Origin of the sequence: Sphingomonas sp. BT-65 (assembly GCF_026107375.2) — a bacterium.
Classification (GTDB): Bacteria; Pseudomonadota; Alphaproteobacteria; order Sphingomonadales; family Sphingomonadaceae; genus Sphingomonas.
Window position 1 is genome coordinate 799,496 of record NZ_JAPCIA010000001.1, and the last position, 15,867, is coordinate 815,362.

Genomic DNA, 15,867 nt, shown 5'->3' on the forward strand with positions numbered 1-15,867 from the left:
AGGGTCTCCCTGATGTTGATTGGGTCGGAGGAGGAAGGCCGCCGTGGCCTGCCAGATGCCTTTGCGGGCAAGTGGCGGCGATCTGAGCCGCCGCCACTTGCCGCGCTCGCCGTCAGGCGGCCTGCGCCGCCTTTTCGGGGTTGAAGCCGTCGAAGCTCTCGAAGACGCCCATGAAGCCGGGAACGGTGGCTTCCCGCGCCCAGTCGCGCTGGAGCTCGCAATACATCTGCACGCGGCTGATCAGCTTCGCGCCCGCCTGCTCGACCCGGCGCAGCGCGGCCTCGTGCGCGGCCACCGACGTGCCACCGACCGCATCGACGGGCACATAGACCTCATACCCCTCCTGGATCGCATCCAGCGCGGGGAAAGTGAGGCAGGCCTCGGTCCAGAGCGCGGTCATGATCAGCTTGCGGCGGCCGAGCGCCTTGACCGCATCCTTGAAGCCCGTGTCCTCCCAGCTGTTGATCGAGGTGCGATCGTAGGTCGGCAAATGGCCCAGGACGTTCTGCAGCTCCTGGATCGGCGGCTTGTTGCGGCCGGTCGCGACGTTGACCGTCGAGTGGACGATGGGGAGATTGTAGTTCACGGCCGCCTTGGCGGTGCTGACGATGTTGAACACAAGCTCGTCGCGCGGCATCGAGCGGATCGAGGAGACCTGGATCGGCTGATAATCGATGATGATGAAGGCCGCGTTGTCAGGGGTGAGAAGGTGATCGGTCTGCGGGTTGCGGATGGTCTCACTGGCCATGGTTGGTCCCTTTCCTGTTCAAGTCGCGCGTCGGGGGCGGGCTGGCGCCCTTGTTCAAGCGGAGAGTCGCGCGCCAACCGCTCCGCAGGAAGAAGGGGCCGGATGCGCTCTGCATCCGGCCCCTTGATCATGTTGCTGCGGCGACGAAGCGCCCGCTGTTGAAGTCTTCGGCGGCCTGCCGGATTTCTACTTCGCTGTTCATCACGAACGGGCCGTATCCTACGATCGGCTCGTCGATGGGCTCGCCTGTCAGCACCAGCAGCTTGGCATCGCCATCGGCGTGAATGGCAATGTCGCCGCCTTCGCGACCGAGGAGCACCATTTCCGCCTCGCCTGCCTCCTGGCTGTCTGCGATGGTGACATGACCCGTGAGGACAACGATCATTGCCGTGTGCCCCGCAGGCAGATCGAGGTTCACGTCCGCCCCGGCGTTCACGCTGAGGTCCCAGACATTGATCGGCGTGAAAGTGCGCGCAGCTCCCTTCGTCCCCCGATAGTCGCCCGCGATGATCCGGATCGTGCCAGCACGGTTGGGGAGCTTCACGACCGGAATATCGGCCTTCAGAATGCCCTGGTACCCGGCCGGCGCCATCTTGTCCTTGGCAGGCAGGTTCACCCACAGCTGCACCATGCGGAAAGGTCCGCCAGCCCGGGCGAAGCCGGGCGAATGATACTCCTCGTGGATGATGCCGCCTGCGGCAGTCATCCACTGGACGTCGCCCGGTCCGATCACGCCGCCGTTGCCGGCAGAGTCGCGGTGCTCGACCTCCCCTTCGTAGACGATCGTGACCGTCTCGAAGCCTCGATGCGGGTGCTTGCCGACGCCGCGACGCTGGCTTGTCGGCTCGAACAGATGCGGCCCGGCGTAGTCGAGCAGCAGGAACGGGCTGACGTGGGCGCCCAGGTCGTTGTACGAAAAGAGCGAGCGAACGGGAAAGCCGTCGCCGACCCAATGCTGCCGGTCGTTACCGTACCGGCCGATGACCTTGGCCATGTGCGTTCTCCGATTCCGACGCGCCGCCCCTGCGGCTGCGTGTTGGATCGTAGATTATGGCGGGACGACAAAATGAAAAGATTGCCAGAAGCGACACAGCGTCCTACGCAAAGGACGATGAAAGATCTCAACGATCTCTATTATTTTGCCGCGGTCGTTGATCATGGCGGATTTTCCGCGGCCGGGCGGGCGCTCGGCATCCAGAAATCGCTGCTCAGCCGCCGGGTTCTGGCGCTTGAGGAGCGCCTCGGCATCAGGCTTCTCAACCGATCCTCCCGGCGCTTCTCCGTCACGGAGGTCGGGCGCGAGTTCTACGATCGGTGCATCGCGATGCTGGTGGAGGCGGAAGCCGCGGAGCAGGTAGCGGCGCAGGTCCAGGGCGAACCGCGCGGCGTCGTGCGGATGAGCTGCCCCACCGCATTGCTGTCGTTCCAGTTCGGCGAATTGGTCGCGCGCTTCATGATGATCAATCCGCGTGTCCAAATTCTTCTGGAGAGCACCAACCGCCGGGTCGACGTGATCTCCGAAGGATTGGACCTCGCGATACGGGTGCGGTTTCCGCCGCTGGACTCGATCGGTCTGGTGATGCGGCGCCTTGATGAGAGCGCCCAATGCCTGGTTGCTGCTCCGAAGCTGGTAGGTGGCCAGCTGCAATCGCCGGCCGACCTTCATGGCCTTCCAAGTCTGGATCAGGTGCGTCCAACCCGCGAGCATAGCTGGGGACTTCACCATGCCGACGGAAAGGTGGCGACGGTTCCGCATACGCCCCGCCTGGTAACTGACGACATGTCGGTGCTCCGCGATGCGGCGATGGTTGGCGCGGGAGTGGTGCAGTTGCCGACGATCTTCGTCTCCGATGACGTGAAGAAAGGACGGCTCGTCGACGTGCTCCCGGATTGGCGACCTCAGTCCGGGATCGTTCATGCCGTCTTCCCGTCGCGCCGCGGGCTGCTCCCGTCCGTACGCGCGCTGCTGGACTTCTTCGCGCGTGAATGCGCGATCCAGCGCACTCGCGCGGAAAAGATCGTGCCGCCCGGGTTGCAGCCCCGAGGCTGGAGCGATGGAACGACGGCCAGCGAGGATAGCGCTCAAAAGACAAGAGGGCCGTACGAGGAGTTGCCCCCGTGGCTGAGCCAGGTTCGATAGCAGATAGTACTAATAAGAGTCGGAAGGATGTCACCGGAGCAGCCCGGTGTCTTTCCATCTCAGATCATTGCTCGTCTTGAGCTGAGCGCAGTGCACGCATCCGACCATCGGAGCGTCGCGGGGTGGTGCCAGCGGCATTTCGGAAAACGCACGGTTGGCAATGTTCTGGCCTGCCGTGTCGCGTAACGGGGAACGATAAATGGATATCGAGGGCTTGCGAACATTTGTGGAGGTTGCCGATGCGGGCGGCGTGACTGCCGCTGCTTTGCGTCTCGGCGTGTCCAAATCCATCGTAAGCCGGCGGCTCGCGAGGATCGAGACCGAACTGGGCGTTCAATTGCTCGCGCGGACCACACGCGGTGCTGCCCTCACAGAGGCAGGTATCACCTTTCGGGGTCACGCCGCCAGGATCTGCGCGGAGTACGACATCGCCTTGGAAACAATCCTGCCGGCAGGCGAGCTGCGCGGGAGCTTCAGAATTGCCGCGCCACTGACCTTCGGTCCGACACATTTCGCGTCCGTCATCGCCGATATGGCGCGCCTCAATCCCCAGCTGCAGATTCGATCTTCTTACTCTGACCGCTTCGTCGATCTCATCGCGGAAGGCTTCGACTGCGCGATCCGGATCGGCCATTTGACCGACTCGAATCTGATCGCGAAGAAGGTCGGATATACGCCCGCGATCTACGTCGCGACCCCCGAATACATCGAGCGCCACGGCGCACCGGAAACGCCGGAGGAGTTTGGCGCCCACGATGTCGTGATGCACGGGACCGAGACCTGGCTTGCCATGGATGGCGATAAGGTGATCCACCTGAAGCCGCAGGGGCGGTTCAAGGCCGACAATGCCGTGGCTCTCGTTGCGGCGGCGGTCGCTGGCGTGGGCGTAGCCGGAATTCCCAAGGAGCTGATCATCGAGCACCTCGATTCCGGGGCACTCGTTCCGGTGATGAAGCGCTATCCACCACCCAACCTCGGCATCTATGTGGTGCGGCCGCCAGGACAGCATCCAGAGCGCAAGGTGCGGGTTCTGACAGAGATGATGATCGCATGCTGCCAGAATCTCTGCAAAGCGATCATGCTGCGTGACGCGCATCGGCTGGGCTAGCCGCGGCGGAAATTGCGGCCCCTGCGTTCGTTCCTGAAGCCGCAACACAGCACGACATGATGTGAAGCTACCGCCGCTCCGGTGCGAATGGCACGATCGAAAGCAGTCGCCGCGCGACCGCCAGATCGATGCCTTTGGCGCCGCCTACCACCAGGGCAACCTTGCGCGCCATTCGATCCATCTAAAGCTCCTGATCGCAACGAAGCTGTGAACCCGCACGAGCCGGTCGAATCCGGAAAGTCGCCCAACGTGACCCCGGCTCTCGACTCAAATGATCGCGCTTTATCCTTGGCGGAGCCTCAGACGCTGGTCTCCGATCCGTCGGGATTTGCCTTGATGAGATACTCGCCGCTTTCCCGGAAGCTGCGGACGGTCGCGAAGGTATCTTCCATAAACTGCACGTAGGACAGCTTGCCGTTCTCGCCGCGCGCCAGAACCGCGAAGGGTGATGTCACCGTTTTACCCAACACGGTCGATGTGTAGGTAAAAGAACCGAAAATCGCAGCGCCGTTCTCATTTTCAAAGCTGTCCTGAATTTCGAAAGCGTCTGTCCTCCAGTACCGGCCGACGTCGATAAAGGTCTGAACCAGCCCCTCGGTGCCTTTGTTCGTGCCCGCCCAAGGCATGATCTGCTTCAGTTCAGCGTGCTCATAGTTGAGCGAGACATAGATGAAGTCATCCGTGGTGAACTGCTTGACGAAGTCGAGATCGGTCGGGTTCGACAGGATTGACTGCAGTACCGCCAAAGGCGATGCCGTCGACGCGGGTTGAGCTGTGGAGTGTGCAGCAGGGGACATGATGGATTCCTCGTTTGGGCATTTCAGAAATTGAGGTGCCGGCGCGCTTCAAACCTGGCACCCCCGTCCCGCTCTCACGCGCCGCGTCGCGCCTCCCCTCGGTGATAGGAATTCCGCCCCCGGCTCTCTAGCCACGACCTATGAGGAGCTGTGTTGCACGACCCGGAACATCGTCGTTGAAGTCCCGCAATCGGCGACCTCGGGACGTGTTCTGACGTTCTCTGCTGAACTGCCGTGAGCGCTCATGGCGACAGGATATGCCCCACGCTCCCCGCGTGGCCGTGCCACCAGCGCCTTTGTCCCCGAGAGGATGAGGCAGAGCATCGGCTCGAATGCCGAGATTCCACGCCTGGCGCCGCGTTCCACTTCACGCAACACAGCTTGGCACTTCCCGAAGCTAAGAAACGCTGATCGCGACCGCTAAGTTCGCGGATCAGGAAATCGTGCGCCTTTCCCATCCCGCGACAACACGCGGGTGACCTGGGCCAGATAGGGTAGAAAAGGACGAGTATATGATTGATCTTAAAGGCAAGCGGGCGCTGGTAACCGGTGGATCCCGCGGCATCGGCGCAGCGATCGCGCTGGTGCTTGCCGAGAATGGTGCGGACGTCGCCTTTACGTATCAGAATGCGGCTGAAAAGGCGCAGAGCGTCGTCAAGTCTATCGAGGCGGCAGGACGCCGCGCAGTCGCGATTCAGGCGGATAGCGCCGATCCGGAGGCGATCGCCCGTTCCGTGAACGAGGCGGTCACCGCGCTCGGCGGCATCGACATTCTGGTGAACAGCGCCGCGATCGGCCACTCCGGCATGATCGCCGATATCGACCTTGGCGAGTATCAGCGCGTGATGGACGTCAACGTTCGTGCTCCCGTGCTGTTCGCAAAGGCTGTGATCCCGCACCTGAGCGAAGGCGGCCGTATCATCACGATCGGCTCGGCGCTTGGCGAGCGCGTTCCGTTCCCGGGCATCACGACCTATGCGATGTCGAAGGCGGCACTGACCTCGTTCACCCGCGGCCTCTCGCGCGAGCTCGGGCCCAAGGGCATCACCGTCAACCTGATCCAGCCGGGCGCGACCAACACGGATTCGAACCCGGCGGACGGCGAGGCGGCCGACTTCCAGCGCAGCCTGACGTCGCTGGGCCGGTACGCCGAACCGCGCGAGATCGGTAACGCTGTCGCCTATCTGGCCAGCCCGGCCGCAAGCATCATCACCGGCGCGACGCTGACCGTCGACGGTGGTGCGATCGCTTGAATCGTGACGGTGGCGGCGCGCATGACGGCTATGGTGGCCGGAAGGCGCGCCGCTCCGGAACAGGGCGACCGCTTGATCGCCATACCGTCGTAAGAAGATTGCATCACGAGGATCTGTATGACTGCAGTGCATTACCGGACGCAGAAGGTCGGCGAGGTCGAGCTATTCTATCGCGAAGCGGGTCCGGCCGACGCTCCCGTGCTGCTGCTCCTTCATGGGTTCCCCACGGCCAGTCACATGTTCCGCGACCTGATCCCCGAGCTTGCGGACCGCTACCGGGTGATCGCGCCCGACCTCCCCGGGTTCGGACAGACCAGGGCGCCGGACCGCGGCGAATTCACCTACAGCTTCGACAAGCTGGCCGAAGTCATCGAGGGGTTCGTCGATGCCCTCGGGCTAGAGCGCTTCGCGCTTTACATCTTCGACTATGGCGCGCCGACTGGCCTGCGGATGGCGATCAGGCACCCAGAGCGGATCACCGCGATCATCTCGCAGAACGGCAACGCCTATGAGGAGGGCTTCAGCGACCAATGGGGCGCCTGGCAGGCCTATTGGCGCGATCCCAGCGAGGCGAACCGCGAAGCGTGCCGCGACTCTCTGTCACCCGAGACGATACGCGATTGGCAATATGGCACCGGGGCCGATCCCGAGCTGCTGAGCCCTGACGGCCAGGAGCTCGACATCGCCTATATGGCGCGACCAGGAGCGGAAGAGGTGCAGCTCGACCTCATTCTCGACTATCGCAGCAACGTCGCGCTCTACCCCCGATTTCAAGCCTATTTCCGAGAGCATCAGCCGCCGTTCCTCGCCGTGTGGGGGCGGCACGACCCTGCGTTCGTTCCGGCCGGCGCGCTTGCCTACAAGCGGGATCTCCCGGGTGCCGAGATCCACCTGCTCGACACAGGACATTTCGCGCTCGAGACGCACCATCGTGAAATCGCGCAGCACATCCGCGACTTTCTCGGACGCGTCCTTCCCGAGCGCGCGGGCTCGCCTGGTGCGCCGCTCAGGCTACCGGCCGATATCGACTTTGCCGCCCTAATGGGCGCCAATCTCGAGCGCGTCTTCGGCGAGCATGACCCCGCTCGCCGGATCGAGGCTATCCGCGAACTCTATGCCCCCGATGCCATCCTGCACGAGCCCGACCGATCGGTGCACGGCCACGAAGCCATCTCCCAGGCCGTGACCGAGCTTTTGGGCCATCTGCCCCGGGATTTCGTCTTCACGCCTGTCCGGCCGGCGCTCGGCCACAATGGCGTCGGGCGTCTGCAATGGACCGCCGGACCGCCCGATGGCCCGGTGGCGGTCACCGGGCTGGACGTGGCGCACATCGAGCACGGCGTCATCAAGGCGCTGCATGTCTTCCTTGATCCGCAAGGCGCTTAGCGCGTCCGGCGAAGCCTGCGCCGCACCCGTGGCCGGACCCGTCAGTCGATGATCGCCGTTACCCTGATTTCGATCCGCATCTCCGGCAGGCCGAGCGCCTCGACGCCGGTTTGCGTCCAGATCGGCGCCCGGTCAGGCATATAGTGGCGATACAGGCGCGCGATCGTCGCGTTCACCTCAGGCGGGAAACCGCCGACGTGATAGCTATTGACGTGCACCACATCCTTCCAGCTGGCGCCGGCAGGCGCGAGCACCTTCTCGACGTTGCGGAAGGCCTGCGCGATCTCGTCCTCGATCGAGGCGGGTATGTTCAGTTCATCGTCCCACCCGCCCTGTCCCGACGTCTCCACCCGATTCCCGATCTTGAGCGTCTGTGACATATGCAGCGCGTCGAACAGTTTCTGCCCGGCGCCCTCTGTTACGAACATTTCCGGCTTCGCCATTAGAAGAACCTCCTGACGTCAATTCGTACCGATCCGCCGGCGGGGCTTTCGTCTCTCTTCATGACATCGGCGGCGCCGGAGGAGCCGCTTCGTCCGGGAGCGGGATGAACTCGGCGTTGTCGGCGTCGGGCAGCTTCATTCGCCCTGCCTTCCAGTCTGCCGCCGCCTGCGCGAGCCGCTCCTGCGAGGACGAGACGAAGTTCCAGTAGATGTGGCGCGGGCCGACCGGCTCGCCGCCGAGCAGCATAATCGTGGATTGCTCGATCGCGGTCACGCGCGAAGCGGAGCCGCCCACGACCAGCATTTGTCCGGCATCGAAGCGCCGGCCGTCCACCTCCAGCGCGCCCGAAGCGATATAGACCGCGCGCTCGCTGTGACCGCTCGGGATTTCGGCGCTCGCGCCGGGTGCCAGGTCGAGGTGGGCGTAGAAAAGCGGCGAGTGCGTCTGCGCCCCTGCGGTGAGCCCATATGCGCTGCCCGCGATCAGGTGGCCCGTGACCCCGCTTTCGGTCCACTGCGGAAGGTCGCTGCCGCTATGGTGGGAGAAGGACGGTTCGGTCTCCTCGACTTCGCTTGGGAGCGCCACCCACGCCTGGATTCCATGGATCCTGTCCCCCTGTGCGCGGGCGCGCTCCAGCCGCTCGCTATGGGTGATGCCGCGCCCGGCCGTCATCCAGTTGACCTCCTGGGGACGGATCGCCTGCGCATAGGCCAGGCTGTCGCGGTGCATGATCTCGCCGGCGAACAGGTAGGTGACCGTGGAGAGACCAATATGCGGATGCGGGCGAACATCGACGCTGCGATCAACGCCGCGCGGGATGTCGATCGGCCCGATATGGTCGAAGAAGATGAAGGGCCCCACCATCCGGCGCTTTGCGAAGGGCAGGACCCGGCCCACCTCGAAGCTGCCACCAAGGTTCCGCCGCCGTTGTTCGATGACCAGCTCGATCATTGTCTTTCCTACTCTGCCGAAGTGTCCACGACGTCTGCATATTCGGGATGGCGCGCGTAATAGGCTGCCATGAACGGGCAGCGGAGGACCGCCTTGCGGCCGCTTGCTCGCAGCAGCTCGAACACGCCTCGCGCCAGCTTCGAACCGATCCCCTGCCCCGAGAACCGTTCCGGCACGATGGTGTGGGTGAGGGTGAGCCGCTCACCCTGCAGCCGATAATAGGCGGCAGCGATCTCGTGGCTGCCATGGATGGCAAGCTCAAAACGCCTTTCGGCGGGATTGTCGTCGACTGTGCTCAAGGGGATCGTCTCCTGTTGCTTCGGTGATGCCGGCTAACCCAGGCCGACCAGGCTGAGGCGGAAAGCGTCGAGTTCGGCATCAGTCTTCGATCGCGCCGCCGCTATGATTTCGCTCGCGCGGTCGCCGACGGGCATGTGACTGGCTGGCGCGCGCGCCTGCGCGATCTGCACCACCCGCGCCGCAACTTCGGCGATACCCGTGCCCCCAATCGCAAGCTCCTCCAGCCGTGACGCGGTCGTGATCATGCGTTTGCCGTAGAGGTCGCGCTGCGCGGGCGTCAGCTTTGCCGCGGCGCGCACCGCCCTGGTGGCTCGGTCCGTGTCAGCGGCCGGCCGGATGAGGTCTGTGGTGATCACCACCACATCCATCCCTGAAGGCTGCACCTCCGCCCGATATGCTGAGGAGAGCGCCTCGAGCGCCGCCATCGAGGCTGCAGACGGCCCGCAGAACGGAACCGCCAGGCTGGCGATCCACGAGCTGACCAGGATGACCCTGCCCCGCGCTATCCGCAGCGAAGGCAGGAATGCGTTGATGACAGAGAGGGAGCCAAGCACATTCAGCTCGAGCTCTCGCCTGACGGCATCGAGCGGAAAGACCTCCAGCGGGCCGCTCTCGAGGCGCTCCGGAACGATCATCAGGGCGTCAAGCCCGGCGCCGTCGAGCGCGTCCGAGACGCCCTCAGCCCAAGCCGTCAGCCCTTGTGTGTTGGTGATATCGCAGGCTGCGAGGCTCACGCGCCCGCCCGATGCCGCTTTCAGGTCCTGAACCTGGGCCGCCGACTCTGCGGTACCGAAGACCACGCTTCCTTCACTGGCGAACTCGAGCGCGACTTCCCGACCCAGCCCGGCGCCAGCGCCGGCGATCACAACGGATCGAAGCCGCTTGGAGGAGGGGCGTGACATTACCGGCCGGCGGAAAGGGTGATGCGGCCCCCTTCCCTCGCAGCGCGCTCACGCACTATGGGTGCGACTTCCGTGCCCAGAAGTTCGATCGATCGCTTCATTGCGGCCGTCTCGAGCGAGGCAGTGCTCATCTGGAAGGTCACGCGGGCAATGTCGCCAAGCGCCCCGCTCGCGCGGAGGATCTTGGCGGCAACGGTATCCGGGGCTCCGACGAGGAAGGCACCTTCCGGGCCAGCCAGGGCGTCGAAGTCGCGACGCGTGGGCGGCGCCCAGCCGCGCTCGCGTCCGATCGTCCCGGTCAGGTGCGACCAGCCAGGATAGAAGGCGTCGGCCGCGGCGATATCGGTCTCTCCGACGAAGCCCATCGCGTGAACGCCGACCTTCAACCTTTCGGGGGCAACGCCGGCCTCGGCACCGGCCTCGCGATAGAGGTCCACAAGGGGACGAAAGCGTTCGAAGCTTCCTCCGATGATCGCGATCATCAACGGCAGACCAAGGGCGCCAGCCCGCACGAAAGACTGAGGCGTCCCGCCCACGCCGATCCAGACCGGCAGCTGCGCCTGGTGAGGACGCGGAAAAACGCCCTGCCCGCGCAGCGCGGGTCGGAAGCGACCCTCCCAATCTGGATTGGGTGTCTCGCGCAGCTCCAGAAGAAGATCGAGCTTTTCGGCGAAAAGGTCATCATAGGCGTGCAGGTCGAGGCCAAAGAGCGGGAAGGCTTCCGTGAAGGAACCCCGGCCGACGACCAGTTCCGCCCGGCCTTTGGAGATCAGGTCGAGGGTCGCGAACTCCTGAAAGACGCGGACCGGGTCTGCGGCGCTGAGCACCGTGACCGCACTGGTCAGCTTGATCTGCTTCGTGCGAGCCGCTGCCGCAGCGAGAATGACGGTCGGCGCGGAGTCGAGGAACTCGGCGCGGTGGTGCTCGCCGATGCCAAACAGGTCGAGACCGACGCGGTCGGCGACCTCGACCTCCTCGAGGAGGTCAGCCATCCGATCGCTTGCGGACGGAAGCCGGCCCGTGGCCGGGTCGGGAAGGATCGCGGCGAAGCTGTCGATGCCGATTTCCATCTGTTGTCCTTTCAGCGTCGGTCCACCACCGATGCTCAGATTCTTGCCGGTACCTGACGCGCCCGCTCATCCGGTTCGAACATCGGTCGCCCGCCTGCCGCGGGCTTCGCCTCGTCCTGAAGTACGTCCCAATGCTCGGCGAGCCTGTTGTTCTCGACACGGAAAATGTCGACCACGACCTGCGGCGCGGGAGCCCAACCGCGGATGCGGCCATGAATCGCGACGTAATTGCCCTCGGCGATCATCATGCCCGGCTCGTAAAAGACTTCGTCCGTCAGCTCCGAGACGAGCTTTTGAAGCGCTGCGCGTCCCTGTGGGATGCTGGGGTTATGCTGGACATAATCGGGTGCGTAGAGCCGCGCGACCGCCGAGGCGTCGCGGCGCTGAAAGAGCGCGGTCATTGCCTCGAGCACCAGCGCCTTGTTGCGCTCGGGACGATCATCGCCCGGAAGGTCCGCAGGCCTGGTGACCTCGATCGATCCTTCCATCCTTAAAAATCGCCCACCCGGCAAGGTGACGAACGAGTGCACGACCCCACGATCGAAGTCCTGCACGTTCGTGACCGTGGCACCGCTCTCCTCTACCCAGCTCACCAGGAAGATGCCGTTGCCCAGCGGCTGCACCTCGATGGAGACGGTCTCCTTGTGCGCGAATGGCCCCTCGGCGATGTCGAACGCCATCTGCGTGAGTGAGTGAAGCTTCAGGCTGACTTTGAAGTCGGGATAGGTGACATTCATCTCCTGTCCGACCGGAAAACCGGCGATCGACATTGTCATTCTCCTTGGTTGCGCGGTTGCAGCCTCGCCAGGTTCGACAAAGGAACCAGGGCAGGAAGAGTGAAGTCCCATCGAGAAAAGCGGCAGGTCGCCATCACGCCCGCGACCCGCATGGTGCGCATCGACCCGGTCTCCCGAGTGGAGCGCACCCGGTCGGGAGCGCCTGAGGAAGCCCAAGATTGAGCCGGCAGCGCTCCACTGTCGGGACCGCGGGGATGGCAGGGGCCGACGAGGAACACGGCCTGCGGCCGCATCCCGCCGGCTTCGCCATCCGGCCTCATCAGCCCGCCGCCGGGACCGCCGTATTCAGCAGCTGCTGTTCCCACATATAGGCGACGCCGCTGCCACCGACATGGTCGATCATGACTTGCGTCAGCGGGCCGGCCGTCTCGAGCCGGGCCCAGTCGCGCTGCCATTCCGCGGCCAGCGCTACCCACGTCATCATGTTGATGCCGGCCGCGATCATGCGCTGAATGGCGACCGCGTGCGCCTCAACCGAGGTGCCCCCTGAGGCGTCGGTGATCACCGTCACGTCCCAGCCTTCCCCCGCCGCCTGGATGGCCGGCATCGCGACGCAGATCTCTGTCCAGAGGCCGGCGATGATCAGCTGCTTGCGCCCGGTCGCCTTCACGGCATCGACGACCGCCTTGTCCTCCCACGTGTTGATGAACGTGCGATCGATCACCTCCTGGCCGGGGAAGACATCGGTGACGTGCTTGAAAATCAGGCCGCCGCGGCCCGCCAGGACGCTCGTCATGATCGTCGGAACGCCGAAGACTTTGGCGGTCTTGGCGAGAGCGGTGGTGTTGTTCACGACCGCCTGAGGATCGTGACTGTTCAGGTTCGCGAGCTGGTAGGGCTGGTGATCGATGAGCACGAGCACTGAGTCTTCGGGGCGAAGAAGCGAGTCGAGGCCGTTGCGAAAGGTCATGTCGGTTCCCTTGCTGCCGTAATCGGCTTACGGGAGACACCAGGACTGGGCATCACCCAAGGAGGGTGTGCCATCGCCTTTTCCGACGCGGTAGCTCCACATCATGCTATGCTGTGTTGCGCATCTGGGAACACCGCATGGATATCGAGGAACTTCGGACGTTCGTGGAGGTCGCGGATGCAGGCGGTGTAACTGCCGCGGCGCTGCGATTGGGGGTGTCGAAGTCGATCGTCAGTCGGAGGCTGGCGCGGCTCGAGGCAGATCTGGGCATCCAGCTGCTTGCGCGCACGACGCGGGGCGCAGCGCTGACGGAGGCCGGGATTACCTTCCGGGATTACGCAGCAAGGGTTTGCAGCGAAATCGACATAGCCCGCGAGACCATCCTCCCAGCCGGCGCCCTGCGGGGGCGCTTCAGGATCGCGGCTCCGCTCACCTTTGGACCCACCCACTTCGCGTCTGTCATCGCGGAGCTGGCGCGGCGCAATCCCGAATTGCAGGTTCAGACATGCTATTCAGACCGGTTCGTTGACCTCATCGCAGACGGGTTCGACTGCGCCATCCGCGTAGGCCACCTCAGTGACTCCAGCCTGATGGCCAGAAGGGTGGGCTGGACGACCGCCAAATATGTCGCCGCTCCGGGATACATAGAGAAGCATGGCGCGCCGCAAACGCCCGAAGAGTTTGGGACTCACCAGGTCGTCATGCAGGGCACCGAGAGTTGGCTGGCGAAGGACGGCGACAAGGTCGTCCTGATGAAGCCGCAGGGGCGGTTCAAAGCCGATAATGCGGTCGCGCTTGTCGCCGCGGCACTTGCAGGCATTGGCCTCGCCGGGCTGCCCGAGGCGCTGATCACCGAACATCTCGCATCGGGTGCCCTCGTAGAGGTGATGCCGCGCTATCCGCTACCCGAACTGGGAATATATGTGATCCGTCCGCCGGGGCAGCACCCTGCCCGCAAGATCCGCGTGCTCACGGAGATGCTGATCGAGTGCTTCGGCGAGTCCGCCCTGAACACGCAGGAAACGCGTTGACCGATGCTTGGCGTTCCGGGTCGTGCAACACAGCACCACCCAAGGCAGCACTACCCTGAGCGCCACTGAGGCGACACATTGGCGGCAGACCGACGCCCGGCCGCCTCCGGGCGGCACCGTTCGGATGACAGCGCGTCGTTTCATGATCTGCGTTCCCGCGCGGGTCGCATCACGCATCAGGTCGCGGCGCGCCAAACGGCAAAGATAGGAACATCAGTGCAGATCAACTTCAGGCTCATGCTCGGCGCGGCGCTTGCGGCCGGAACCTGGGTTGGACCCGCGAATGCTCAGACCTCCGCGAAGCAGGATCAGCAGGAGCAGTGGCAGTCAGAGGCCAACCAGCGCGATCGTCCTACAGAGACGCCCGACAAGCCCGTCAGCATCGCGTTCAAGCTCCGCGACAACCTTGTCGCACTCGACGTGACGCTGAACGGCCGGCGACAGTCGGCGGTACTCGACAGCGGTGCCGGTGCTCTTCTGGTGGATCAGCGGACGACTGCAGCGCTCGGTCTCACAGCGGCAGAGTCGATCGGGGACGTTGCGGGTGCTGGTGCTCAGGCGCAGCAGCTACGGCCGATCGATATCGCAGCTCTGAACGTCGGGCCACTCGGCTTTGAGAAGCTGCCCGGGCTCTCCGCGAACCTCGGGCAACTCTCCTTGTCGGCGGGATTCCCCATTGAGGTTCTGATCGGCGCTCCCGCTTTCAAATATGGCGCGGTACGAGTCGATTACAGGCGAGAGCTGATCACTTTCGGCCCGAGCGGGAGCATAGGCAAGTGCGCAGCTCCGATCCCGATCACGATCGTCTCTGACGTCCCCATGGTTGAAGCCGAGATCAGGCCAACGCCGGCCGCCAATCCGGTAAAGCTCAAGCTCGTCGTGGATCTTGGCACACGGCACCATGCTTTGATGATCGGCGGTCCCTTCGTGCGCAGCGAAGCGGGCAAAGTGCTGATTGCTTCGGGCAAGGTGCAGCAGGTGGGCCATGGCACAGGCGGGCAAGTGCAGGGCAGCGTTGCTCCCATCGCGGAAATGCGCCTTGGCGGAACAGTCATCACCGGCGTTGAGGCAGCGCTCTCATCCGGAGTGGGAGCGTTTGAAGCGGGCCTGTTTGACGGGTCGCTCGGCGTTCCGTTGTGGAAGGCAGGCGCGATCACCTTCGACTACCCGGCCAAGACCCTTTGCATCGAAGGGTAAAGCGCCGGCTCGGTATCGAGAGACATGATGCACCGACGCCCGCTCCGGTATCGCGCGCGCTTATGTCCCGCCAAGCCGTCCTGATCATCGATTGACCCGGCGCGGCCGCTGGATCCGGGCGTTACCAGCCGCGCAGGCCCCTCCCCGCCACCGATGGAAGTAGACCCTTGAAACGTATCTGTGTCTTTTCCGGCTCGAGCGCCGGCCGTCTTGGACAATATCGTGTTGCCGCTACCCGGCTGGGCACGCTTCTGGCGGAACGCGGCATCGGTCTGGTCTATGGTGGCGCGGCGGTCGGACTGATGGGAGCCGTCGCGGACGCGGCGATAGCGGCGGGCGGCTCGGTGACCGGCGTGATCCCCCAAGCCTTGGTCGATCGGGAGGTCGCCCATACCGGATTGCCGGACCTGCGGGTGGTCGGCTCTATGCACGAGCGCAAGGCGCTGATGGCCGAGATGTCCGATGCGTTCATCGCTCTGCCGGGCGGTATCGGCACTTTCGAGGAGATCTTCGAGGTGTGGACGTGGACCCAGCTCGGCAGCCACGCCAAGCCCTGCGCGGTTTTGAACATCGAAGGCTTTTACGACAAGTTGCTCGGGTTTCTCGATCACGTCGTCGACGAGGCTTTCCTTAAGCTTGTCCACCGTGGCATGCTCCTCGCCTCGACCGATCCTGCGGCACTGCTCGACATGATCGGAAGCTATCAGGTTCCGAGCGAAACGAAGTGGATCAGCTCTGACGAGCGCTGAAGACCGGCGCCTGACGCGCGGTTTTGAGCCGACCCGAATGCTGGCGCCGCAGGTGCAGCGCCGGTGGGGAAGGAGTTATCGAGC

General features: G+C 64.3%; 17 protein-coding genes. 7 read left to right on the forward strand and 10 right to left on the reverse strand.

The annotated features are described in order from the left end of the window. Positions 1-112: 112 nt before the first annotated feature. Together OK349_RS03945 and OK349_RS03950 are read right to left on the reverse strand one after the other, a co-directional pair. Positions 113-748, reverse strand: coding sequence for a hydrolase (locus OK349_RS03945; RefSeq protein ID WP_265116515.1), 636 nt, complete (start codon positions 746-748; stop codon positions 113-115). Positions 749-875: 127 nt separating this feature from the next. After that, complete coding sequence (locus OK349_RS03950) at positions 876-1,742, reverse strand: pirin family protein (RefSeq protein WP_265116516.1); 867 nt, start codon at positions 1,740-1,742, stop codon at positions 876-878. 117 nt (positions 1,743-1,859) lie between these two features. Between OK349_RS03950 and OK349_RS03955 the strand changes: the two genes are divergently transcribed. Beyond that, positions 1,860-2,888, forward strand: coding sequence for a LysR substrate-binding domain-containing protein (locus OK349_RS03955; RefSeq protein ID WP_265116517.1), 1,029 nt, complete (start codon positions 1,860-1,862; stop codon positions 2,886-2,888). 199 nt (positions 2,889-3,087) lie between these two features. After that, positions 3,088-3,996: a LysR family transcriptional regulator gene (locus OK349_RS03960; RefSeq protein ID WP_265116518.1), complete on the forward strand. Its 909-nt coding sequence runs from the start codon at positions 3,088-3,090 to the stop codon at positions 3,994-3,996. Between the two features lie 299 nt (positions 3,997-4,295). Here the strand turns inward: OK349_RS03960 and OK349_RS03965 are convergent, their stop codons facing one another. Beyond that, positions 4,296-4,793, reverse strand: a complete 498-nt coding sequence (locus OK349_RS03965; protein ID WP_265116519.1) for a nuclear transport factor 2 family protein — start codon at positions 4,791-4,793, stop codon at positions 4,296-4,298. 512 nt (positions 4,794-5,305) lie between these two features. Between OK349_RS03965 and OK349_RS03970 the strand changes: the two genes are divergently transcribed. After that, positions 5,306-6,046, forward strand: a complete 741-nt coding sequence (locus OK349_RS03970; RefSeq protein ID WP_265116520.1) for an SDR family NAD(P)-dependent oxidoreductase — start codon at positions 5,306-5,308, stop codon at positions 6,044-6,046. Between the two features lie 117 nt (positions 6,047-6,163). Beyond that, on the forward strand, positions 6,164-7,432 hold the full coding sequence (locus OK349_RS03975) for an alpha/beta fold hydrolase (protein ID WP_265116521.1): 1,269 nt from the start codon (positions 6,164-6,166) through the stop codon (positions 7,430-7,432). Positions 7,433-7,473: 41 nt separating this feature from the next. Here the strand turns inward: OK349_RS03975 and OK349_RS03980 are convergent, their stop codons facing one another. The 7 genes from OK349_RS03980 to OK349_RS04010 all read right to left on the reverse strand — a co-directional run bounded on the left by OK349_RS03980 (position 7,474) and on the right by OK349_RS04010 (position 12,806). Further along, positions 7,474-7,875, reverse strand: a complete 402-nt coding sequence (locus OK349_RS03980; RefSeq protein ID WP_265116522.1) for a RidA family protein — start codon at positions 7,873-7,875, stop codon at positions 7,474-7,476. 58 nt (positions 7,876-7,933) lie between these two features. Beyond that, positions 7,934-8,827: a pirin family protein gene (locus OK349_RS03985; RefSeq protein ID WP_265116523.1), complete on the reverse strand. Its 894-nt coding sequence runs from the start codon at positions 8,825-8,827 to the stop codon at positions 7,934-7,936. Positions 8,828-8,835: 8 nt separating this feature from the next. Further along, positions 8,836-9,126, reverse strand: a complete 291-nt coding sequence (locus OK349_RS03990) for a GNAT family N-acetyltransferase (RefSeq protein ID WP_265116524.1) — start codon at positions 9,124-9,126, stop codon at positions 8,836-8,838. A 33-nt stretch (positions 9,127-9,159) separates the two neighbouring features. Continuing rightward, positions 9,160-10,029 carry an SDR family NAD(P)-dependent oxidoreductase gene (locus OK349_RS03995; RefSeq protein WP_265116525.1) on the reverse strand — a complete coding sequence of 290 codons (870 nt, stop codon included), beginning with the start codon at positions 10,027-10,029 and terminating at the stop codon, positions 9,160-9,162. Continuing rightward, positions 10,029-11,099, reverse strand: coding sequence for an LLM class flavin-dependent oxidoreductase (locus OK349_RS04000; protein WP_265116526.1), 1,071 nt, complete (start codon positions 11,097-11,099; stop codon positions 10,029-10,031). Before OK349_RS04000 ends, OK349_RS03995 begins: the two co-directional genes overlap by 1 nt. A gap of 35 nt (positions 11,100-11,134) precedes the next feature. Beyond that, positions 11,135-11,869: a nuclear transport factor 2 family protein gene (locus tag OK349_RS04005; protein WP_265116527.1), complete on the reverse strand. Its 735-nt coding sequence runs from the start codon at positions 11,867-11,869 to the stop codon at positions 11,135-11,137. 286 nt (positions 11,870-12,155) lie between these two features. Further along, positions 12,156-12,806 (reverse strand): hydrolase, encoded by a 651-nt coding sequence (locus tag OK349_RS04010; protein ID WP_265116528.1) that lies wholly within the window; start codon positions 12,804-12,806, stop codon positions 12,156-12,158. Positions 12,807-12,943: 137 nt separating this feature from the next. On the opposite strand from OK349_RS04010, the gene OK349_RS04015 reads away from it, so the two are divergent. The 3 genes from OK349_RS04015 to OK349_RS04025 all read left to right on the forward strand — a co-directional run bounded on the left by OK349_RS04015 (position 12,944) and on the right by OK349_RS04025 (position 15,783). Then, positions 12,944-13,837, forward strand: coding sequence for a LysR family transcriptional regulator (locus OK349_RS04015; protein WP_265116529.1), 894 nt, complete (start codon positions 12,944-12,946; stop codon positions 13,835-13,837). Between the two features lie 216 nt (positions 13,838-14,053). Next, on the forward strand, positions 14,054-15,034 hold the full coding sequence (locus tag OK349_RS04020) for a retropepsin-like aspartic protease (protein ID WP_265116530.1): 981 nt from the start codon (positions 14,054-14,056) through the stop codon (positions 15,032-15,034). A gap of 167 nt (positions 15,035-15,201) precedes the next feature. Beyond that, a complete protein-coding gene (locus tag OK349_RS04025) occupies positions 15,202-15,783 on the forward strand; it encodes an LOG family protein (protein ID WP_265116531.1) in 582 nt (193 codons plus the stop codon). Positions 15,784-15,867 lie beyond the last annotated feature (84 nt).

Bases quoted from the DNA above. Each gene is read 5' to 3' on its own strand.
- OK349_RS03945 (WP_265116515.1), bottom strand. From the start codon at position 748: ATGGCCAGTGAGACCATCCGCAACCCGCAGACCGATCACCTTCTCACC.
- OK349_RS03950 (WP_265116516.1), bottom strand. From the start codon at position 1,742: ATGGCCAAGGTCATCGGCCGGTACGGTAACGACCGGCAGCATTGGGTC.
- OK349_RS03955 (WP_265116517.1), top strand. From the start codon at position 1,860: ATGAAAGATCTCAACGATCTCTATTATTTTGCCGCGGTCGTTGATCAT.
- OK349_RS03960 (WP_265116518.1), top strand. From the start codon at position 3,088: ATGGATATCGAGGGCTTGCGAACATTTGTGGAGGTTGCCGATGCGGGC.
- OK349_RS03965 (WP_265116519.1), bottom strand. From the start codon at position 4,793: ATGTCCCCTGCTGCACACTCCACAGCTCAACCCGCGTCGACGGCATCG.
- OK349_RS03970 (WP_265116520.1), top strand. From the start codon at position 5,306: ATGATTGATCTTAAAGGCAAGCGGGCGCTGGTAACCGGTGGATCCCGC.
- OK349_RS03975 (WP_265116521.1), top strand. From the start codon at position 6,164: ATGACTGCAGTGCATTACCGGACGCAGAAGGTCGGCGAGGTCGAGCTA.
- OK349_RS03980 (WP_265116522.1), bottom strand. From the start codon at position 7,875: ATGGCGAAGCCGGAAATGTTCGTAACAGAGGGCGCCGGGCAGAAACTG.
- OK349_RS03985 (WP_265116523.1), bottom strand. From the start codon at position 8,827: ATGATCGAGCTGGTCATCGAACAACGGCGGCGGAACCTTGGTGGCAGC.
- OK349_RS03995 (WP_265116525.1), bottom strand. From the start codon at position 10,029: ATGTCACGCCCCTCCTCCAAGCGGCTTCGATCCGTTGTGATCGCCGGC.
- OK349_RS04000 (WP_265116526.1), bottom strand. From the start codon at position 11,099: ATGGAAATCGGCATCGACAGCTTCGCCGCGATCCTTCCCGACCCGGCC.
- OK349_RS04005 (WP_265116527.1), bottom strand. From the start codon at position 11,869: ATGTCGATCGCCGGTTTTCCGGTCGGACAGGAGATGAATGTCACCTAT.
- OK349_RS04010 (WP_265116528.1), bottom strand. From the start codon at position 12,806: ATGACCTTTCGCAACGGCCTCGACTCGCTTCTTCGCCCCGAAGACTCA.
- OK349_RS04015 (WP_265116529.1), top strand. From the start codon at position 12,944: ATGGATATCGAGGAACTTCGGACGTTCGTGGAGGTCGCGGATGCAGGC.